The 20228-nt window shown below is 55.0% G+C and carries 19 protein-coding genes; 15 read left to right on the plus strand and 4 right to left on the minus strand.

The annotated features are described in order from the left end of the window. Positions 1–50 precede the first annotated feature (50 nt). Genes gyrB through dnaA form a run of 4 tightly spaced genes read right to left on the minus strand, consistent with a single transcriptional unit; the run spans position 51 to position 6249 of the window. A complete protein-coding gene (gyrB, locus tag AWM69_RS02710; RefSeq protein WP_131654221.1) occupies positions 51–2468 on the minus strand; it encodes a DNA topoisomerase (ATP-hydrolyzing) subunit B in 2418 nt (805 codons plus the stop codon). 5 nt (positions 2469–2473) lie between these two features. Next, on the minus strand, positions 2474–3577 hold the full coding sequence (gene recF / locus AWM69_RS02715; protein WP_048381530.1) for a DNA replication/repair protein RecF: 1104 nt from the start codon (positions 3575–3577) through the stop codon (positions 2474–2476). A 21-nt stretch (positions 3578–3598) separates the two neighbouring features. Beyond that, entirely contained in the window at positions 3599–4702 is a 1104-nt protein-coding gene (gene dnaN, locus AWM69_RS02720) for a DNA polymerase III subunit beta (RefSeq protein ID WP_047278985.1), read from the minus strand. Between the two features lie 38 nt (positions 4703–4740). Continuing rightward, on the minus strand, positions 4741–6249 hold the full coding sequence (dnaA, locus tag AWM69_RS02725; protein ID WP_131654218.1) for a chromosomal replication initiator protein DnaA: 1509 nt from the start codon (positions 6247–6249) through the stop codon (positions 4741–4743). A gap of 564 nt (positions 6250–6813) precedes the next feature. On the opposite strand from dnaA, the gene rpmH reads away from it, so the two are divergent. From rpmH to AWM69_RS02800, 15 genes are all read left to right on the plus strand, one after another. Then, positions 6814–6948, plus strand: coding sequence for a 50S ribosomal protein L34 (gene rpmH / locus AWM69_RS02730; protein WP_003213577.1), 135 nt, complete (start codon positions 6814–6816; stop codon positions 6946–6948). Positions 6949–6964: 16 nt separating this feature from the next. Continuing rightward, the gene (gene rnpA, locus AWM69_RS02735; protein ID WP_197714168.1) at positions 6965–7366 is read left to right on the plus strand and encodes a ribonuclease P protein component; all 402 of its coding nucleotides are present in this window, start codon (positions 6965–6967) and stop codon (positions 7364–7366) included. Continuing rightward, positions 7359–7592, plus strand: a complete 234-nt coding sequence (gene yidD, locus AWM69_RS02740; RefSeq protein ID WP_019828647.1) for a membrane protein insertion efficiency factor YidD — start codon at positions 7359–7361, stop codon at positions 7590–7592. Before rnpA ends, yidD begins: the two co-directional genes overlap by 8 nt. 13 nt (positions 7593–7605) lie before the next feature. After that, entirely contained in the window at positions 7606–9291 is a 1686-nt protein-coding gene (gene yidC, locus AWM69_RS02745; RefSeq protein ID WP_131654217.1) for a membrane protein insertase YidC, read from the plus strand. An 80-nt stretch (positions 9292–9371) separates the two neighbouring features. Further along, positions 9372–10748 (plus strand): tRNA uridine-5-carboxymethylaminomethyl(34) synthesis GTPase MnmE, encoded by a 1377-nt coding sequence (gene mnmE / locus AWM69_RS02750; protein WP_131654216.1) that lies wholly within the window; start codon positions 9372–9374, stop codon positions 10746–10748. Positions 10749–10978: 230 nt separating this feature from the next. Next, positions 10979–12625, plus strand: coding sequence for an ABC-F family ATP-binding cassette domain-containing protein (locus AWM69_RS02755; protein ID WP_218725707.1), 1647 nt, complete (start codon positions 10979–10981; stop codon positions 12623–12625). A 472-nt stretch (positions 12626–13097) separates the two neighbouring features. Then, positions 13098–14990: a tRNA uridine-5-carboxymethylaminomethyl(34) synthesis enzyme MnmG gene (gene mnmG / locus AWM69_RS02760; RefSeq protein ID WP_048381541.1), complete on the plus strand. Its 1893-nt coding sequence runs from the start codon at positions 13098–13100 to the stop codon at positions 14988–14990. After that, positions 14987–15631 carry a 16S rRNA (guanine(527)-N(7))-methyltransferase RsmG gene (gene rsmG, locus AWM69_RS02765; protein WP_218725708.1) on the plus strand — a complete coding sequence of 215 codons (645 nt, stop codon included), beginning with the start codon at positions 14987–14989 and terminating at the stop codon, positions 15629–15631. Before mnmG ends, rsmG begins: the two co-directional genes overlap by 4 nt. An 18-nt stretch (positions 15632–15649) precedes the next feature. Further along, positions 15650–16441 carry a ParA family protein gene (locus AWM69_RS02770; protein ID WP_048381545.1) on the plus strand — a complete coding sequence of 264 codons (792 nt, stop codon included), beginning with the start codon at positions 15650–15652 and terminating at the stop codon, positions 16439–16441. Positions 16442–16450: 9 nt separating this feature from the next. Further along, on the plus strand, positions 16451–17323 hold the full coding sequence (locus AWM69_RS02775) for a ParB/RepB/Spo0J family partition protein (protein WP_048381547.1): 873 nt from the start codon (positions 16451–16453) through the stop codon (positions 17321–17323). Between the two features lie 148 nt (positions 17324–17471). Next, positions 17472–17879 (plus strand): F0F1 ATP synthase subunit I, encoded by a 408-nt coding sequence (locus tag AWM69_RS02780; protein ID WP_048381549.1) that lies wholly within the window; start codon positions 17472–17474, stop codon positions 17877–17879. Between the two features lie 16 nt (positions 17880–17895). Then, positions 17896–18765 carry a F0F1 ATP synthase subunit A gene (atpB, locus tag AWM69_RS02785; RefSeq protein ID WP_048381551.1) on the plus strand — a complete coding sequence of 290 codons (870 nt, stop codon included), beginning with the start codon at positions 17896–17898 and terminating at the stop codon, positions 18763–18765. Positions 18766–18887: 122 nt separating this feature from the next. Next, a complete protein-coding gene (gene atpE / locus AWM69_RS02790; RefSeq protein ID WP_002555987.1) occupies positions 18888–19145 on the plus strand; it encodes a F0F1 ATP synthase subunit C in 258 nt (85 codons plus the stop codon). Positions 19146–19202: 57 nt separating this feature from the next. After that, on the plus strand, positions 19203–19673 hold the full coding sequence (locus AWM69_RS02795) for a F0F1 ATP synthase subunit B (protein WP_131654213.1): 471 nt from the start codon (positions 19203–19205) through the stop codon (positions 19671–19673). Between the two features lie 12 nt (positions 19674–19685). Next, positions 19686–20222 carry a F0F1 ATP synthase subunit delta gene (locus tag AWM69_RS02800; protein ID WP_048381555.1) on the plus strand — a complete coding sequence of 179 codons (537 nt, stop codon included), beginning with the start codon at positions 19686–19688 and terminating at the stop codon, positions 20220–20222. Positions 20223–20228: the final 6 nt, after the last annotated feature.

Genomic DNA, 20228 nt, shown 5'->3' on the forward strand with positions numbered 1-20228 from the left:
AAAAAAGGCCAACGCAAGCGTTGGCCTTTTTTATTTGTATTACACCCGCATTAGAAGTCCAGGTTGGACACAGCCAATGCGTTGCTTTCGATGAACTCACGACGCGGTTCTACGGCATCGCCCATCAAGGTGTTGAAGATCTGGTCAGCGCCAATAGCGTCTTCAATCGTCACCTTGAGCATGCGGCGCACGCTTGGGTCCATCGTGGTTTCCCAGAGCTGATCCGGGTTCATCTCACCCAGACCTTTGTAGCGCTGGATGGTGTGGCGCTTGGTGCTTTCGGCCATCAACCAGTCCAGAGCTTCCTTGAACTCGGTCACGGCTTTTTTACGTTCGCCACGCTGAATGTAAGCGCCTTCGTCCAACAAGGTGCTCAGTTGAGCGCCCAGGGTCACAACGGTCTTGTAGTCGTTGCTGCCGAAGAAGTCACGGTTAAAGGTGATGAAGGTCGAGTGACCATGGGAGATCAGTTCGACCTCTGGCAACCAGACATTACGCTCATGGTCTTCACGCAGGCTGGCTTTGTAGACCAGGCCCGACTTCTCGACCAGACGCAGGCGTTCTTCATACTTGGCCATCCAGTCTTGCATGGCCGCGTGATCACCCAGTTGCTCCAGCGAAACGGCTGGCAGGTAGATGAAGTGCTCGGTCAGCTCCTGAGGGTACAGGCGCGACAAACGCTTGAGGGTCTTCATGACCATGCGGAAGTCGTACACCAGGCGCTCCAGGGCCTCACCGGAGATCCCTGGGGCCTCTTCGTTCAGGTGCAGGCTGGCATCTTCCAGTGCCGACTGGGTCATGTACTCTTCCATGGCCTCGTCGTCTTTGATGTATTGCTCTTGCTTGCCCTTTTTCACTTTATATAGCGGTGGCTGAGCGATGTAGATGTAGCCACGCTCGATCAGCTCAGGCAACTGACGGAAGAAGAAGGTCAGCAGCAGGGTACGGATGTGCGAACCGTCGACGTCAGCATCGGTCATGATGATGATGTTGTGATAACGCAGTTTGTCGATGTTGTACTCTTCGCGACCAATGCCACAGCCCAGCGCAGTGATCAAGGTGCCGACCTCTTGCGAGGAAATCATCTTGTCGAAGCGGGCTTTCTCAACGTTGAGGATCTTGCCTTTCAACGGCAGGATGGCTTGGGTACGGCGGTTACGTCCCTGCTTGGCGGAGCCGCCAGCAGAGTCACCTTCCACGAGGTACAGTTCGGACAGCGCCGGGTCTTTTTCCTGGCAGTCGGCCAGTTTGCCCGGCAAGCCTGCGATGTCCAGCGCGCCTTTACGGCGGGTCATCTCGCGGGCTTTACGTGCGGCTTCACGCGCACGAGCCGCATCGATCATCTTGCCAACAATCAACTTGGCTTCGTTCGGACGCTCAAGCAGGAAGTCGGAGAAGAACTTGCCCATTTCCTGTTCAACAGCGGTCTTCACTTCTGAAGACACCAGCTTGTCTTTGGTCTGGGAGCTGAACTTAGGATCCGGTACTTTCACCGAAATAATTGCGGTCAGACCTTCACGGGCGTCATCGCCGGTGGTGGCAACCTTGTGCTTCTTGGCCAGGCCTTCAGCTTCGATGTAGGTGTTGAGGTTACGCGTCAGGGCAGAGCGGAAGCCCACCAAGTGCGTACCACCATCGCGCTGCGGAATGTTGTTGGTGAAGCACAACAGGTTCTCGTTAAAGCTGTCGTTCCACTGCAGGGCGATTTCTACACCGATGCCATCTTCACGCTGAACGCTGAAATGGAACACTTCGTTGACCGGAGTCTTGTTGGTGTTCAGGTAATCAACGAACGCACGCAGACCGCCTTCGTACTTGAACAGTTCTTCTTTGCCGCTGCGCTCATCCTTGAGGACGATCCCAACACCGGAGTTCAAGAAGGACAGCTCACGAATCCGCTTGGCCAGGATGTCCCAGCTGAAGTGGATGTTCTTGAAGGTTTCAGCCGAAGGCTTGAAGTGAATCTGGGTACCGGTGGTTTCGCTCTCGCCAACAATGGCCATCGGCGCTTGAGGCACACCATGAACGTAGGTCTGTTCCCAGATCTTGCCGCTGCGACGCACGGTCAGAACCAGCAACTCGGACAAGGCGTTAACTACCGAAACACCTACACCGTGCAGACCACCGGATACTTTGTACGAGTTGTCATCAAACTTACCACCGGCGTGCAGCACGGTCATGATGACCTCAGCGGCCGAAACGCCTTCTTCTTTGTGCACATCTACCGGAATACCGCGGCCGTTGTCGCGCACGGTGATGGACTCATCCGGATGGATGGTGATGGTAATGTCGTCGCAATGACCAGCCAGTGCTTCGTCGATGGAGTTATCGACCACCTCGAACACCATGTGATGCAGACCGCTGCCATCGTCGGTGTCACCAATGTACATACCGGGACGTTTGCGTACGGCATCCAGGCCTTTCAGCACTTTAATGCTCGTTGAGTCGTACGTATTTTCTTCGCTCAAAGCCTTCACTCCCGATGGACGTGGGTCTGGGTGATACAGCCCTGTTCCACGTGGAACAGGGCAACCGGCGTTTCCGTCTGCCAGCCTTCCCTCAATAATTCGTGATCTACACAGGTGATAAACACCTGGCAGCGTAAGTCTTCCAACAAGCGACATAATGCGTGGCGATGCTGCTCATCCAGTTCGGACGGCAAATCATCCACCAGATAAATACACTGGCCGCGCCGGGCCTGACTGACCAAATGCCCTTGAGCAATGCGCAATGCACAAACCACCAACTTCTGCTGCCCCCGCGACAAAATCTCGGCGGCGTTATTCGCGCCTATCTTGAGTCGCAAATCAGCACGTTGCGGTCCGGCCTGGGTGTGCCCCATTTGCTGGTCCCGGTGAACAGACCCGGCGAGTACATCACTCAGCTCTCGGTCTTTGTCCCATCCCCGGTAATAACTCAGCGTCAATCCTTCGAGCTCTAGCAGCTCGCTCAAGGTTTGCTCAAAGACTGGTTTCAAGGCTTTGATGTAAGCGCGGCGGTATTCATCAATTTCAGCACTGGCCAAGCATAGTTCCCGGTCCCAGGCCGCTTGTGAAACGGCGTCGAGTGTACCATGCCGCAGCCATGAGTTTCGCTGCCGCAGGGCCTTCTGTAGCCGCTGCCACGTCGACATGAAGCGTGGTTCGACGTGGAACACCCCCCAGTCGAGAAACTGCCTGCGTATCTTGGGGGCGCCTTCCAGTAGGCGGAAGCTGTCCGGGTTGATCAGTTGCAGCGGCAATATCTCGGCCAATTGCGCAGCGCTGCGCGCGTTTTGGCCATCGATGCGAATCTGGAAATCCCCGTGCCGGTCCCGCGAAATCCCCAGCGCACTGTGCCCGCCTTCAGCCAGTTCGACCTGACCAAAAACTGTACAGCTCGTCTGTTCGTGCGCAATCACCGGATTGAGCCGTACGCTACGAAACGAACGCGCCAGCCCCAGCAAGTGAATAGCTTCAAGCACGCTGGTTTTGCCGCTGCCGTTGGCGCCGTAAAGGATATTGATGCGGGGGGAGGGGGAGAGGGTCACCGGGTGCAGGTTACGCACCGCGGTGACTGTGACACGACTGAGGGACATTTAGCGTGGGCTGTCCATGGGTTACAGGCGCATCGGCATGACAACGTAGGCTGAGTCATCGTTATCCGACTCTTGCACCAGGGCGCTGCTGTTGGAGTCCGACAGGATCAGGCGCACTTGTTCAGTGGTCATCACACCCAGCACGTCCAGCAGATAGCTCACGTTGAAGCCAATTTCCAGTGAGCCGCCGTTGTAATCAACGCCCACTTCTTCTTCCGCCTCTTCCTGTTCCGGGTTGTTGGCCTGGATTTTCAGCTGGCCATTAGCCAGTTGCAGACGGATACCACGGTATTTCTCGTTGGACAGGATCGCCGTGCGGCTGAAGGCCTCACGCAGTGCCTGACGGTCACCGATAACGGTCTTGTCGCCACCCTTGGGCAGCACTCGCTCGTAGTCCGGGAACTTGCCGTCTACCAGCTTGGACGTGAAGGTGAACTCGCCGGTAGTGGCGCGGATGTGGTGCGCGCCCAGAACGATACTGACTTCACCGTCCGGCTCGGTCAGCAAACGCGCCAGCTCCAGGATGCCCTTGCGTGGCACGATGACCTGGTGGCGGTCTGGCTGACCGATATCGGCCTTCATCGAGCACATGGCCAGACGGTGACCGTCGGTGGCCACGGCACGAATGATCCCGGCGGACACTTCCAGCAGCATGCCGTTGAGGTAGTAGCGAACGTCCTGCTGTGCCATTGCAAAGCTTGTGCGCTCGATCAGGCGGCGCAATTTGCTTTGCTGCAGATTGCAGGTCAACGAGCCCGGGCCTTCTTCAACGGTCGGGAAATCATTGGCTGGCAATGTGGACAAGGTGAAACGGCTACGACCTGCCTTGACCACCAGTTTCTGGTCATCGAGCTTGATGTCGATCAGGGCATCGTTGGGCAGGCTTTTGCAGATATCCATCAGCTTGCGTGCAGGTACCGTGATTTCGCCGGGTTCTGCCGGCTCTTCCAGCTGAACCCGTCCTACCAGTTCGACTTCAAGGTCGGTACCGGTCAGCGACAGTTGCTGGCCTTCGACAACCAACAGCACGTTGGACAATACCGGCAAGGTCTGGCGGCGTTCAACGACGCCTGCGACCAGTTGCAGGGGTTTCAACAGGGCTTCGCGTTGAATGGTGAAATGCATGGTCTAGTCCCTTGCCTTAATAAGCTGCGCTGGTGTCATCAGGTTGTCAGTGTACGCAGCAGGTTCTTGTAGTCCTCGCGGATGTCCGCGTCGGATTCCTTGAGTTCGTTGATTTTTCGGCACGCGTGCAGGACCGTAGTATGGTCGCGACCGCCAAATACATCGCCGATTTCCGGCAAGCTGTGGTTGGTCAGCTCTTTGGACAGCGCCATGGCGACCTGACGAGGCCGGGCTACCGAGCGCGAACGGCGCTTGGACAGCAAATCCGATATTTTGATCTTGTAGTACTCAGCCACGGTGCGCTGGATGTTATCCACACTCACCAGCTTGTCCTGCAAGGCCAGTAGGTCCTTGAGCGACTCACGAATCAGCTCGATCGTGATGTCACGCCCCATGAAGTGCGAGTGAGCGATTACGCGTTTGAGAGCGCCTTCGAGCTCACGCACGTTGGAGCGAATCCGTTGCGCGATAAAGAAAGCCGCGTCGTGCGGAAGGTCGACCTTGGCCTGATCGGCCTTTTTCATCAGGATCGCCACCCGGGTTTCGAGCTCCGGCGGCTCGACGGCAACCGTCAACCCCCAGCCAAAACGCGATTTTAGACGCTCTTCAAGACCTTCGATTTCTTTCGGGTAACGGTCACTGGTCAGAATCACTTGCTGACCACCTTCAAGCAGAGCGTTAAAGGTGTGGAAGAACTCTTCCTGGGACCGTTCCTTGCGGGCGAAGAATTGAATGTCATCGATGAGCAAGGCGTCGACCGATCGGTAGAAGCGCTTGAACTCATTGATTGCGTTGAGCTGCAAGGCCTTGACCATGTCAGCTACAAAACGCTCGGAATGCAGGTACACGACCTTGGCATTCGGATTCTTCTTCAAGAGGTGGTTACCCACCGCGTGCATCAAGTGCGTTTTACCCAGACCTACGCCGCCATAAAGGAAGAGCGGGTTGTACCCGTGCTTGGGGTTATCCGCGACTTGCCATGCCGCAGCACGGGCCAGTTGGTTGGATTTACCCTCAACAAAGTTTTCGAAGGTAAAGGTACGGTTCAGGTAACTGGTGTGCTTTAGCGCACCTTCTACTTGAACGGTGCGCTGCTCGGCACGTACAGGAGCCTGTTGCGAGCTGGCACCGGCCATCGGATCAAAGCTCGCCCGTGAAGGCTCCTGGCTGGCTTGCTCGGTCTGTTTGGACACAGGAGCAGACGCAGCCGGGAGGCTTGGCGGTGGGCTGGTCGGGGCGGGGGCTTGTTGAGAAGCCGCAGCCGCCAATGGCGCATTGGGTGCCGCACGAGGTGCCGAGCTGCGTTTGCTGCCTATTAATAAGGACAACGCCGGCGCCATGCCATTGCTGTGCTCGTTCAACAGTTCAAGCAAACGGCTCAGGTACTTCTCGTTGACCCAGTCGAGAACAAATCGATTAGGCGCATACACACGCAACTCGTCGCCTTCGGCTTCGACCTGTAGTGGACGGATCCAGGTGTTGAATTGCTGGGCAGGCAGCTCGTCGCGCAAAAGCTCTACGCACTGCTGCCAAAGTTCCACTGACACGGATATCCCCTAAGTTGAAAGCCGGTGAGGCAAAAACAGGCGCCATTGTAGCGACCACTCGCGCACTTATCCACATGTAGGTTGCCTGCTTATAAGGAGAGATCCGGCGCGGGACTGTGAACAAAGCGACAAATGGTATGTGCATAAGCCCTGTGGATAAGCGCCCCTAAGGTCGTTGCACAAGTGGGGTCGAAACTCTGTGCATAACTGGCCTGTGGATAAATAGCCCTTTCGTACACAGCTTATCCGAGGGTGCAGCACAGGCAGAGCACGGCTTCTCGACACACTTGTCATCCTCTGCATGCCTTGCTTTATAAGGGCTAGGATGAGTTATCCACAGATAATGGCGCCCTTAAGTTTAATAAGCTTTATAAAAGAGCTTTAAATACTTCGTTTCTTTATTTTTATAGTTGGTCAGGGGAAACGCTTGCGCAAAAGGGCAAACATCTATTTAGCAGTAAACGCTGGTTGGAAATTGACCTATCGGCTTGCATTCTCTAGAATCGCCGGTCTCTTAAAACGGGGGCCATTCCGGCCCGTTGTGGACGAACCAGGTAGCACGACATGAAACGTACTTTCCAACCAAGCACTATCAAACGCGCCCGCACTCACGGTTTCCGTGCTCGCATGGCTACTAAAAACGGCCGTGCAGTCCTGTCGCGTCGCCGCGCCAAAGGCCGTGCACGTCTGGCAGTTTGATAATCAGACAATGGTGGTGAGTCAGGACTTCAGTCGGGAAAAGCGGTTACTCACTCCCCGACATTTCAAGGCAGTCTTTGACTCCCCCACCGGCAAGGTTCCGGGGAAAAATCTCCTGCTCCTTGCGCGTAGCAACGAACTTGATCACCCCCGCCTGGGGTTAGTGATCGGTAAAAAGAGCGTAAAGCTCTCCGTTGAGCGCAATCGCCTTAAGCGTTTGATGCGTGAATCGTTTCGCCTCCACCAGGATTTACTGGTTGGTTGGGATATCGTTATCGTCGCGCGCAAAGGTTTGGGTGACGTAGAGAACCCCGAATTGATTCAGCATTTCGGCAAACTCTGGAAGCGTCTGGCCCGTAATACGCCAGTTCCAGCTGTTAAAACCGAAACTGTAGGGGTAGGCAGTCCTGATGCGTAAACTGGCGCTCGTTCCGATCCAGTTTTATCGTTATGCCATTAGTCCTTTGATGGCCAGCCACTGCCGTTTCTACCCCAGTTGTTCCTGCTACGCGTTGGAAGCCATTGAAAATCATGGCCTTCTGCGCGGCGGCTGGCTGACCTTTCGTCGTTTAGGTCGCTGTCACCCGTGGAATCCCGGTGGTTACGACCCGGTTCCACCTATCCCTACCTCCCGTTCTTCTTGATGGCCGAGTAATCATGGATATTAAACGCACGATCCTGATCGTCGCACTCGCAGTCGTGTCCTACGTTATGGTTCTGAAATGGAACCAGGACTACGGCCAAGCTGCCCTGCCGACTCAGAATGTTGCCGCCAGCAGCACCACCGCGCCGGCTTTGCCCGACACGGTTTCAGGTAACAACGCTTCGAACAGTGCCGATGTACCCAGCGCCAATACTGATACCAGCCAACCGACTGAAACCCCGGTTGCTGCCAGCAAAGACCTCATCCGTGTAAAAACGGATGTCCTGGATATCGCAATTGATCCACAGGGTGGTGATATCGCCCAGTTGCGTCTGCCGCTTTATCCTCGTCGCCAAGACCACCCGGATGTTCCTTTCCAGTTGTTCGATAACGGCAACGAACGCACCTATTTGGCACAAAGTGGCCTGACAGGGGTTGATGGCCCGGACGCACGTCCTGCCGGCCGGCCTGTTTTCAGCACCGAGAAAAAGACTTATGAACTGGCTCCAGGCCAGGATCAGTTGGTCGTTGACCTGAAATTCAGCGAAAACGGCGTCAACTACATCAAGCGCTTCACGCTCAAGCGTGGCCTTTACGATGTGCAAGTCAGCTATCTGATCGATAACGAGAGCGGCAAGCCGTGGAACGGCAACCTGTTCGCGCAATTGAAACGTGACGCCAGCTCGGACCCATCTTCCAGCACCGCCACTGGCACAGCGACTTACCTGGGCGCAGCCCTGTGGACAAGTTCTGAGCCGTACAAAAAAGTGTCGATGAAAGATATCGACAAGGGCCAGCTGAAAGAAACCGTTGAAGGTGGCTGGGTTGCCTGGCTGCAACACTACTTTGTAACCGCGTGGATCCCTCAGAAGGGCGATACCCACGTCGTTCAGACCCGTAAAGACAGCCAAGGCAACTACATCATCGGTTTCACTGGCCCAACCATGACCGTTGAGCCAGGCAAAACCGCTGAAACCAGCGCTACGTTGTATGCCGGTCCAAAAAGCCAGGGTGTACTCAAAGAGTTATCCCCAGGTCTGGAACTGACTGTCGACTACGGCTTCCTGTGGTTCATTGCCCAGCCAATCTTCTGGCTGCTGCAACAAATCCACAGCCTGGTAGGTAACTGGGGCTGGTCGATTATCTTCCTGACCATGCTGATCAAAGGGCTTTTCTTCCCTCTGTCGGCAGCCAGCTACAAGTCGATGGCCCGCATGCGCGCTGTGGCACCAAAACTGGCCGCTCTGAAAGAGCAGTTCGGTGATGATCGCCAGAAAATGTCGCAAGCGATGATGGAGCTGTACAAGAAAGAAAAGATCAATCCACTGGGCGGCTGCTTGCCGATTCTGGTTCAGATGCCGGTCTTCCTGTCCTTGTACTGGGTACTTCTGGAAAGTGTTGAAATGCGCCAAGCGCCTTTCATGCTCTGGATTACCGACCTGTCGATCAAAGACCCGTTCTTCATTCTGCCGATCATCATGGGCGCAACCATGTTCATCCAGCAGCGTCTGAACCCGACTCCTCCGGATCCGATGCAGGCCAAGGTGATGAAGCTGATGCCAATCATCTTCACCTTCTTCTTCCTGTGGTTCCCTGCAGGTCTGGTGCTGTACTGGGTTGTGAACAACTGTCTGTCCATCGCTCAACAGTGGTACATCACGCGTAAGGTTGAAGCCGCTACCAAAAAAGCAGCTGAGTAACTTACTCTGGTGATCACCACTCAAAACGCCCCCTAGTGGGGCGTTTTGCTTTCCGTAACTTTTGTTTTGAGGCCTGTTTTATGAGTGTTCCGGCTGAAACCATTGCCGCAGTGGCAACTGCCCAGGGGCGCGGTGGTGTGGGTATCGTGCGTATTTCCGGTCCGCTCGCGAGCCTCGCAGCGAAAGCGTTCAGCGAGCGCGAATTAAAACCGCGCTATGCCCATTACGGCCCTTTTTACGGTGAAAACCGTGAAGTGCTCGATGAAGGTATTGCCCTTTATTTCCCGGGGCCCAATTCCTTTACGGGCGAAGATGTACTGGAACTGCAAGGCCACGGTGGCCCTGTAGTGCTTGATATGCTGCTGCAACGCTGCATTGCCCTGGGGTGCCGACTGGCTCGACCGGGCGAATTCAGTGAGCGGGCATTTTTGAATGACAAACTCGATCTGGCGCAAGCCGAAGCAATCGCCGACCTGATCGAAGCAAGTTCTGCACAGGCAGCACGCAATGCCTTGCGCTCCTTGCAAGGAGCATTCTCTGAGCGTGTGCATAACTTGACCGAGCAACTCATCGGTTTGCGGATCTATGTCGAGGCGGCGATAGATTTTCCGGAAGAAGAAATCGACTTCTTGGCTGATGGCCATGTTCTCAACATGCTGGATAAGGTTCGCGAAGAGTTATCCACCGTTTTGCGCGAAGCCGGCCAAGGTGCCTTGTTGCGCGATGGCATGACCGTGGTCATTGCCGGTCGGCCCAATGCGGGCAAATCCAGCCTGCTGAATGCGCTGGCCGGCCGCGAAGCTGCCATCGTGACCGAGATCGCCGGTACTACCCGGGACGTGCTGCGCGAACATATCCACATCGATGGCATGCCCTTGCATGTGGTGGATACGGCCGGGCTGCGTGATACCGATGATCAGGTCGAAAAAATTGGCGTGCAACGAGCGCTCAAGGCCATTGGTGAAGCAGACCGGGTGTTGCTGGTGGTGGATGCCACTGCACCTGAAGCGGATGACCCGTTCGCACTGTGGCCTGAGTTTCTGGAACAACGACCGGATCCAGCCAAGGTGACGCTGATTCGCAACAAGGCCGACCTGACCGGTGAAGCCATTCGACTGGAAGTTTGCGAGGATGGCCACGTCACCATCAGCCTCAGCGCCCGATCGACCGATGCCAATGATGGCCTTGAATTGCTGCGTGAACACTTGAAGGCGTGCATGGGCTACGAGCAGACGTCAGAAAGCAGTTTCAGCGCACGTCGCCGTCACCTTGAAGCGTTACGCCATGCCAGTGCCGCCCTTGAGCATGGCAGGGCCCAATTGACCCTGGCAGGCGCTGGGGAGCTGCTGGCGGAAGATTTACGCCAGGCGCAGCATTCACTCGGCGAGATTACCGGTGCTTTTAGCTCGGATGATCTGCTGGGTCGGATTTTCTCCAGTTTTTGCATCGGAAAATAATCCTCGGATGATAGGATCCTGAGCGCGCCGGATCAGCCAAGGCTGTTCCGGCGCGAGCCGGGTCATCGGTCTGTCAAGGTTTGCATCCCCCTGCGCTCGTCCTATACTTTCTCCCACCTCCATTCCTTCAAAGGTGTTAGTCCAATGCGTCATTGATGCCGCCGCGACTCTTGCGGCCAGTTCTTATCCCCCTGACAGCAGGGGCAGTTCTGGGCATCTTTGGAGCACCTATGACTCACTCCACCTGTGTGACGCTGGAAGGCGTTTCTTATCATCTGCCAAATGGCAATTCACTGTTCTTGCACCTTGATCTTCATCTCGATCAACGCCGCACAGGCCTGATCGGGCGAAATGGCGCGGGCAAAAGTGTATTGGCACGCCTTATCGCCGGAGATATAACGCCCTCAACCGGTCGCTGTCTGCGCCATGGGACTGTGCACTACCTTGCACAGACGATCAGCCAGGAACCCGGCCTTACCGTCACCGATTTGGCCGGTGTACGGTCCGTCATTTGTGCTCTGGAACGCATAGAACGAGGCAGTAGCGAGCAGGCTGACTTTGATTGCGTTGGCGAGCGCTGGAACCTTCGTCAACAATTGCTCGATCAGTTGAGCCAACACCAACTGACGCACATTACCCTCCAGACGCCGGTTACTGCCCTCAGCGGTGGCGAAGCCATGCGGGTGGCGCTAATGGGTGCTTTTTTGTCTAACGCGGACCTATTGATTCTGGATGAACCCACCAATCATCTGGATCATGACAACCGTCTTGCACTCCATGAACAGCTCAAAGAGTGGCCTAACGGGTTGCTGGTGATCAGCCATGATCGTGATCTTCTGGAGCACATGGAGCGCATTGTTGAGCTGTCATCCCTGGGGCTGACCAGCTACGGCGGCGGCTACTCGTTTTATGCACAGGCTCATGCACGGCATCAGCAAGCGGCTCAGCAGCAACTCCAATCTGTCCGTCACGAACGCAAACGCGAAGAGCGCTCCTTGCGCGAGCAAAGGGAACGTCTTGAACGCCGACAAGCGCGTGGCCATAAGCAGGCCAGTGACACGAATCAGGCAAAAATCCTGCTGGACCGTCAAAAAGAGCGAAGCCAGACCAGTAGCGGCAAGTTGCTGCGCCAACAAGACATTGCCCGAGAAGCCTTGTCGGCACGTGTCAGAGAAGTGGCAAGCCTGGTCGAAACGCAAAACACGATTTTTGTGTATCCACCCGAACCCCGACACAACACGTCCCTGAAAGTTGCCGAACTGATCGATGCCCGACTCCCGCAAGGGGATTCTTCTTTACGCACGGTCAATCTCACCCTGACACGCGGTCAGCGAATAGCCCTGTTGGGCGCAAATGGCTGCGGTAAATCAACCTTGCTCAAGCTTTTGGCCGGGCAGATTCCCGCAGAGTCCGGACATGTACAGACCTACGTACAAGCGGCATACCTCGACCAGCATTTATCTATACTAAGTGCCGAGCATTCCGTGTTTGAACAGTTGCGGTCGCTCAATCGACGACTGGACGAAAGTGAACTGCGTACCCGCCTGGCTCAATTGGGGCTGTGCGCAGACCGGATAAACCTGCCCTGTTCACAACTCAGTGGCGGCGAGCGCTTGAAGGGGGCTATGGCCTGTGTGCTCTACGCTCAGCAGCCGACGCAATTGTTGTTGCTCGATGAGCCGGCCAACCACCTCGACTTACCCTCGATTCACGCTTTGGAGACCATGCTCAACGCCTACACGGGGACCTTCGTGGTGACCTCTCACGACCAGAGGTTTTTAGCGGCTATCGGGATTACCGACAGGCTTGAGGCTTCACCTTCTGGATGGCTAAGCACGACTGTCCACCCGCCCGAACACAACCGTTCATCACTTTAATCCCTGGCGAGAGTCAGCCCGTTTGCTGAATTCGTCTTTCCAGCGGGCTTTCGGCTGCCTGTCCTTTAGCCAAAACACCCTGATCAAGAGGAATAAGCTCTGTGTATAAGTGCCCCTCAGGTCAGTGGGTAAGTAGGCCTGAAAACTGAAGATAATCCCCCCTGTGGATAAGCTGCTACTTTACCCACAGGCTTAAAGCACTTATCCAACCCTCTCATTGGCACATGACCACAGACTTTTGAATCTCTGTACAGTACGTAAAATAAGGGCTACATGAATCTATCCACAGAAAAGCGCCTCAATAGAAATAAACATAAAAACAAAGCTTTATAAATTTCTTCTCTATTTATTTATCTATCTTGCCCTTATCCACAGCTGGTTAAATTTTGTGCAAAGGGTTCTTTAAGGAGGGCGAAGTCCCTATACTTCGCGGTCTATCCAAAAAACCCTAGAAACAGGCACGAGGTGCGTGGTGAATTTCCCTTCCCGTTTTGCAGTGATCGTCATCGGTGGCGGTCACGCCGGAACCGAGGCTGCACTTGCTTCAGCACGCATGGGCGTAAAAACCCTGCTGTTGACCCACAACGTGGAAACCCTCGGGCAAATGAGCTGCAATCCTGCGATTGGCGGGATTGGTAAAAGCCATCTGGTTAAAGAAATCGACGCCCTGGGTGGCGCGATGGCAATAGCCACCGATAAAGGCGGTATCCAGTTCCGCGTACTCAATGGACGCAAGGGTCCCGCTGTACGCGCTACTCGCGCGCAAGCTGACCGCATTCTGTACAAGGCAGCCGTACGCGAAATCTTGGAAAACCAGCCCAACCTGTGGATATTTCAGCAGGCGGCGGATGACCTGATCGTTGAACAGGATCAAGTGCGTGGCGTTGTGACCCAAATGGGCCTGCGCTTCATGGCTGATGCCGTTGTCTTGACGACCGGTACCTTCCTCGGTGGACTTATCCACATCGGAATGCAGAATTACTCGGGTGGCCGAGCCGGTGATCCCCCTTCGATCGCCCTGGCTCACCGCCTGCGTGAATTGCCTTTGCGTGTAGGTCGTCTGAAAACCGGTACGCCTCCGCGCATTGATGGTCGCTCAGTCGATTTTTCGGTGATGACCGAACAGCCTGGTGATACTCCGATACCCGTCATGTCGTTCATGGGTTCAAAAGAACAGCATCCGGCTCAAGTCAGTTGCTGGATTACGCATACCAATGCGCGTACCCATGAAATCATCGCCTCCAACCTCGACCGTTCGCCGATGTATTCAGGCGTGATCGAAGGCATCGGCCCGCGTTATTGCCCCTCCATCGAAGACAAGATTCATCGCTTTGCTGACAAGGAAAGCCATCAGGTGTTTATCGAGCCGGAAGGTTTGAACACCCATGAGCTGTATCCGAACGGCATTTCGACTTCGTTGCCATTCGACGTGCAGTTGCAAATCGTGCAATCGATTCGCGGTATGGAAAATGCACATATCGTGCGTCCCGGGTATGCGATCGAATACGACTATTTCGATCCCCGAGACCTGAAGTACAGCCTCGAAACCAAAGTGATCGGCGGTTTGTTCTTTGCAGGGCAAATCAATGGCACCACCGGTTACGAAGAAGCCGGTGCTCAAGGTTTGCTTGCCGGTGCCAACGCAGCCTTGCTTGCACAGGGCAAAGACAGCTGGTGTCCGCGTCGCGATGAGGCGTATATCGGTGTATTGGTCGACGACCTGATTACTCTGGGTACCCAGGAACCGTACCGGATGTTCACATCCCGGGCCGAGTACCGATTGATTCTTCGAGAAGACAACGCCGATTTGCGCCTGACCGAAAAAGGTCGCGAGCTGGGGCTGGTCGATGACGCGCGCTGGGCTGCGTTCTGCACCAAGCGCGAAAGCATTGCTCAAGAAGAACAACGTTTGAAATCGACATGGGTTCGCCCGGGCACAGAGCAGGGCGATGCGATTGCGGCCAAATTTGGCACGCCGTTGACCCATGAGTACAACTTGTTGAATCTGCTGACTCGCCCCGAAATTGATTACGCAGGCCTGGTCGAAGTGACAGGTCAGGGCGCAATTGATCCACAGGTGGCGGAGCAGGTTGAGATCAAAACCAAGTACGCCGGTTATATCGATCGTCAACAGGACGAAATTGCCCGTCTGCGGGCCAGTGAAAATACCAAACTGCCTGTGGATATCGATTACACGAACATCTCCGGGCTGTCGAAAGAGATCCAGAGCAAGCTCGGGATGACACGTCCTGAGACACTGGGTCAGGCTTCGCGTATTCCCGGTGTGACGCCGGCAGCCATTTCCCTGTTGATGATCCACCTGAAAAAACGCGGCGCAGGCCGCACGTTGGAGCAAAACGCTTGAGTTCGCTGGTCACTGCACAACACGCCGAAGAGTTATCCACAGGTGCGCGCCAATTGGGCGTCAACCTGACCGAAAGCCAGCACCAGCAACTGCTGGCTTATCTCGCTCTGTTGATCAAATGGAACAAGGCCTACAACCTCACGGCTGTGCGTAACCCGGACGAAATGGTGTCGCGGCATTTGCTCGACAGCCTGAGCGTAATGTCTTTCATCGAAGACGGCCGTTGGCTGGATGTTGGCAGTGGCGGCGGTATGCCGGGTATACCTCTGGCAATCCTGTTTCCGGAGTCGAAAGTCACCTGCCTGGACAGTAACGGCAAGAAGACCCGCTTTCTGACTCAAGTGAAACTTGAGCTCAAACTGGACAACCTTCAAGTTATCCACAGCCGGGTCGAGGCATATCAGCCCGAGTTGCCGTTCACTGGAATTGTTTCCAGGGCTTTCAGCAGCATGGAAAACTTCAGTAACTGGACACGCCACCTGGGCAACAGTGAAACGCGCTGGTTAGCAATGAAGGGCGTTCATCCGGCTGATGAGCTGGTAGCATTGCCGTCTGATTTTCGTCTAGATAGCGAACACGCCTTGACCGTTCCAGGTTGCCAAGGCCAACGCCATCTGCTGATACTGCGCCGCACGGCATGATTGGGAACGCAAGCAAGAATGGCTAAGGTATTCGCAATAGCGAACCAAAAGGGTGGTGTGGGTAAGACCACCACCTGTATCAACCTCGCAGCATCTCTGGTGGCCACCAAGCGCCGGGTGCTGTTGATCGACCTCGATCCACAAGGCAACGCCACCATGGGTAGCGGTGTGGATAAGCACGGTCTTGAGAATTCGGTTTATGACCTGTTGATCGGAGAATGCGACCTGGCTCAGGCCATGCACTACTCCGAACACGGTGGTTACCAGTTGTTGCCGGCTAACCGCGACCTGACCGCAGCTGAAGTCGTACTGCTTGAAATGCAGATGAAGGAAAGCCGTCTGCGCACGGCGCTGGCGCCGGTTCGTGAAAGCTACGATTTCATTCTGATCGATTGCCCGCCTTCACTGTCGATGCTGACCTTGAACGCCCTGGTTGCAGCCGATGGGGTCATTATCCCCATGCAGTGCGAGTACTTCGCGCTTGAAGGCTTGAGCGACCTTGTGGATAACATCAAGCGAATCGCCGAGTTGCTGAATCCCAACCTGAAGGTTGAAGGCCTGTTGAGAACCATGTTCGATCCGCGCCTGAGCCTGATGAATGATGTTTCTGGCCAGCTCAAGGAACACTTCGGCGAACAACTCTACGACACCGTAATTCCGCGCAATATTCGTCTGGCTGAAGCTCCAAGCTATGGCATGCCGGCGCTGGCGTATGACAAAAATTCCCGTGGCGCGATTGCTTACCTGGCCCTGGCGGGTGAAGTGGTTCGTCGTCAACGTCGCTCCCCTCGCACTCCTCAGCCAACTTAAGGAAATCCCATGGCCGTCAAGAAACGAGGTCTCGGACGCGGACTGGACGCACTCCTGAGTGGTCCAACGGTCAGCTCGCTGGAAGAACAAGCGGTCAAGGTTGATCAAAGCGAACTGCAACATTTGCCACTGGATCTGATTCAGCGCGGTAAATACCAGCCTCGTCGCGACATGGACCCGCAAGCGCTCGAAGAACTGGCGAACTCGATCAAGACCCAGGGTGTGATGCAGCCGATTGTGGTTCGTCCTATCGCGGGCAATCGCTTTGAGATCATTGCCGGTGAACGCCGCTGGCGCGCTAGCCAGCAGGCGGGCAAGGACACCATTCCGGCAATGGTTCGTGATGTGCCGGATGAAACCGCCATTGCGATGGCGCTGATCGAAAACATTCAGCGTGAAGACCTTAACCCGATTGAAGAAGCGGTGGCTTTGCAGCGTTTGCAGCAAGAGTTTCAGCTGACTCAACAACAAGTGGCCGACGCTGTGGGTAAGTCACGGGTCTCTGTGGCTAACTTGTTGCGATTGATTTCACTGCCTGAAGTCATCAAGACCATGCTTTCCCATGGTGACCTTGAAATGGGTCATGCACGAGCATTGCTGGGTTTGCCTGAAACTCAACAGGTAGAAGGGGCGCGACATGTTGTCGCACGCGGGCTGACAGTACGCCAGACCGAAGCCCTGGTTCGTCAGTGGTTGAGCGGTAAACAAGAGCCTGCTGAACCGGTTAAACCGGATCCGGATATCGCCAGGCTGGAACAGCGTTTGGCCGAGCGCCTTGGCTCTGCGGTGCAGATCCGCCATGGTAAGAAGGGAAAAGGCCAGTTAGTAATTGGTTATAACTCTCTTGATGAGCTTCAAGGGGTGCTTGCTCACATCCGCTGAAACAATTCCTTATGTAGCGCGTAGTCGGAAATCACTACCTGACAGTTGAATAGGGGCTTAAGCGCCCCTATACTCTGCGCGCATTTTGTCGGCACAAATTATGCCAAGTTTTTTGTTTTTGGTAGCCGACCTTTGAGGAGCAGTTGTGATGGAAACACGCACGCCAAACCGCTTGCCGTTCCATCGCTTGGCGGTATTTCCGGTGTTACTGGCTCAATTTGTCGTTTTATTGCTGGCTGCTCTGGGGCTCTGGCAATGGCAAGGAGTCGTCGCGGGATATTCGGGACTCTGCGGAGGCCTGATAGCTTTGCTACCAAATGTGTATTTTGCTCACAGGGCTTTCCGGTTTTCCGGTGCTCGAGCAGCGCAAGCCATCGTCCGGTCGTTTTACGCTGGCGAGGCAGGCAAATTAATTTTGACGGCAGTGCTGTTCGCGCTGACGTTTGCAGGTGTGAAGCCATTGGCGCCGTTAGCAGTATTCGGTGTCTTCGTGCTGACCCAACTGGTCAGCTGGTTCGCTCCCCTGCTAATGAGAACAACACTTTCGAGACCTTAGGGCGTTTGAGGCAACCATGGCAGAAACAACCGCTTCGGGCTATATCCAGCACCACTTACAGAACCTGACCTTCGGGCAGCTACCTGATGGCGGCTGGGGCTTTGCTCACACCGTTGCAGAAGCCAAAGAGATGGGCTTTTGGGCATTCCACGTCGATACTCTCGGCTGGTCGCTGTTTGTAGGTTTGATCTTCATCCTCGTATTCCGCATGGCGGCCAAGAAGGCAACTTCCGGTCAACCAGGCGCATTGCAGAACTTCGTAGAAGTACTGGTTGAATTCGTGGACGGCAGTGTCAAGGACAGCTTCCATGGCCGCAGTGCAGTTATTGCACCGCTGGCGCTGACCATTTTCGTCTGGGTGTTCCTGATGAACGCCATCGACTTGATCCCGGTTGACTGGATTCCTCAGTTGGCGATCATGATCACTGGCGATGAACACTTCCCGTTCCGTGCCGTACCGACGACCGATCCTAACGCTACCCTGGGCATGGCCCTGTCGGTATTCGCGCTGATCATCTTCTACAGCATCAAAATCAAGGGCATTGGCGGCTTTATTGGCGAATTGACCCTGCATCCGTTCGGCAGCAAGAACATCTTTGTTCAAGCGCTGCTGATTCCGGTGAACTTCCTGCTCGAATTCGTAACGCTGATTGCCAAGCCAATCTCGCTGGCACTGCGTCTATTCGGCAACATGTACGCTGGCGAACTGGTATTTATCCTGATCGCCGTAATGTTCGGCAGCGGCCTGCTTTGGCTTAGCGGTCTGGGCGTGGTGCTGCAATGGGCGTGGGCTGTATTCCACATCCTGATCATCACCTTGCAAGCGTTCATCTTCATGATGTTGACCATCGTTTACCTGTCGATGGCGCACGAAGAGAACCACTAAGACCCGCTTCGGCGAGTCTGGTGCCCCTCTTGCTTCGGCGAGAGGGCGTCGCAAAATGATTTTTTGTTTTACCGCTTTAATCTAAAAACCTAAACCATACGACGTAAAAGTCGGGAGGAAAGATGGAAACTGTAGTTGGTCTAACCGCTATCGCTGTTGCACTGTTGATCGGCCTGGGCGCACTGGGTACCGCAATTGGTTTCGGCCTGTTGGGTGGCAAGTTCCTGGAAGGCGCAGCGCGTCAACCAGAAATGGTTCCAATGCTGCAAGTTAAAATGTTCATCGTTGCCGGTCTGCTCGACGCCGTAACCATGATCGGTGTTGGTATCGCACTGTTCTTCACCTTCGCTAATCCCTTCGTTGGTCAACTCGCTGGCTAATCACTCGAATTTTCGAGTTGATTAGAGTGATGGACAACGAACGAGCGAGGTGTTGGCGTGAACATTAATGCAACCCTGATTGGCCAGTCCGTTGCGTTCTTCATTTTTGTACTGTTTTGCATGAAGTTCGTGTGGCCTCCGGTCATCGCGGCATTGCAAGAACGTCAGAAGAAGATTGCGGCTGGACTGGACGCTGCTAACCGAGCAGCTCGCGACCTGGAGTTGGCCCAAGATAAAGTGGGTCAGCAACTGCGTGAAGCTAAGGCTCAAGCAGCTGAAATCATTGAGCAAGCCAAGAAACGCGGTACTCAGATTGTAGACGAAGCCCGTGAACAGGCTCGCGTTGAAGCTGACCGTGTGAAGGCTCAGGCTCAGGCCGAGATCGAACAGGAACTCAACAGTGTCAAAGACGCGCTGCGTGCCCAATTGGGTGGCCTGGCCGTTGAAGGCGCTGAAAAGATCCTGGGTGCCACAATCGATCAAAACGCGCACGCGGAGCTGGTTAACAAACTGGCTGCTGAAATTTAAGCGAGGGCGATCATGGCAGAATTGACCACGTTGGCCCGACCTTACGCTAAGGCAGCCTTCGAGCACGCCCAGGCCCACCAGCAACTGGCCTCTTGGTCAGCCATGCTCGGCCTGGCTGCAGCAGTGTCGCAAGACGACACTATGCAGCGCGTGCTCAAGGCCCCGCGACTGACGAGCGCACAAAAGGCCGCCACGTTTATTGACGTGTGTGGCGACAAGTTCGATGCAAAAGTGCAGAACTTCATCCACGTCGTTGCCGAAAACGACCGTCTCCCGCTATTGCCGGAGATCGCCGCTCTGTTTGACCTGTACAAGGCTGAACAAGAGAAGTCGGTAGACGTAGAAGTGATCAGTGCTTTTGCATTGGACCAAGAACAGCAAGACAAACTCGCCAAGGTTCTCAGTGCACGACTCAACCGGGAAGTGCGCCTGCAAGTTGCGGAAGATTCATCCCTCATTGGGGGTGTTGTCATTCGCGCCGGCGACCTGGTTATCGATGGCTCGATCCGCGGGAAACTCGCGAATCTTGCCGAAGCATTGAAATCTTGAGTTTGA

The sequence above is a fragment of the Pseudomonas sp. D1HM genome (assembly GCF_019266105.1).
Classification (GTDB): Bacteria; Pseudomonadota; Gammaproteobacteria; order Pseudomonadales; family Pseudomonadaceae; genus Aquipseudomonas; species Aquipseudomonas taetrolens.

What these genes read in the sequence shown, in the direction of transcription:
- recF (WP_048381530.1), bottom strand. Translation starts at nt 3,577, where the DNA reads ATGTCCCTCAGTCGTGTCACAGTCACCGCGGTGCGTAACCTGCACCCG.
- dnaN (WP_047278985.1), bottom strand. Translation starts at nt 4,702, where the DNA reads ATGCATTTCACCATTCAACGCGAAGCCCTGTTGAAACCCCTGCAACTG.
- rpmH (WP_003213577.1), top strand. Translation starts at nt 6,814, where the DNA reads ATGAAACGTACTTTCCAACCAAGCACTATCAAACGCGCCCGCACTCAC.
- yidD (WP_019828647.1), top strand. Translation starts at nt 7,359, where the DNA reads ATGCGTAAACTGGCGCTCGTTCCGATCCAGTTTTATCGTTATGCCATT.
- yidC (WP_131654217.1), top strand. Translation starts at nt 7,606, where the DNA reads ATGGATATTAAACGCACGATCCTGATCGTCGCACTCGCAGTCGTGTCC.
- mnmE (WP_131654216.1), top strand. Translation starts at nt 9,372, where the DNA reads ATGAGTGTTCCGGCTGAAACCATTGCCGCAGTGGCAACTGCCCAGGGG.
- AWM69_RS02755 (WP_218725707.1), top strand. Translation starts at nt 10,979, where the DNA reads ATGACTCACTCCACCTGTGTGACGCTGGAAGGCGTTTCTTATCATCTG.
- AWM69_RS02770 (WP_048381545.1), top strand. Translation starts at nt 15,650, where the DNA reads ATGGCTAAGGTATTCGCAATAGCGAACCAAAAGGGTGGTGTGGGTAAG.
- AWM69_RS02775 (WP_048381547.1), top strand. Translation starts at nt 16,451, where the DNA reads ATGGCCGTCAAGAAACGAGGTCTCGGACGCGGACTGGACGCACTCCTG.
- AWM69_RS02780 (WP_048381549.1), top strand. Translation starts at nt 17,472, where the DNA reads ATGGAAACACGCACGCCAAACCGCTTGCCGTTCCATCGCTTGGCGGTA.
- atpB (WP_048381551.1), top strand. Translation starts at nt 17,896, where the DNA reads ATGGCAGAAACAACCGCTTCGGGCTATATCCAGCACCACTTACAGAAC.
- atpE (WP_002555987.1), top strand. Translation starts at nt 18,888, where the DNA reads ATGGAAACTGTAGTTGGTCTAACCGCTATCGCTGTTGCACTGTTGATC.
- AWM69_RS02800 (WP_048381555.1), top strand. Translation starts at nt 19,686, where the DNA reads ATGGCAGAATTGACCACGTTGGCCCGACCTTACGCTAAGGCAGCCTTC.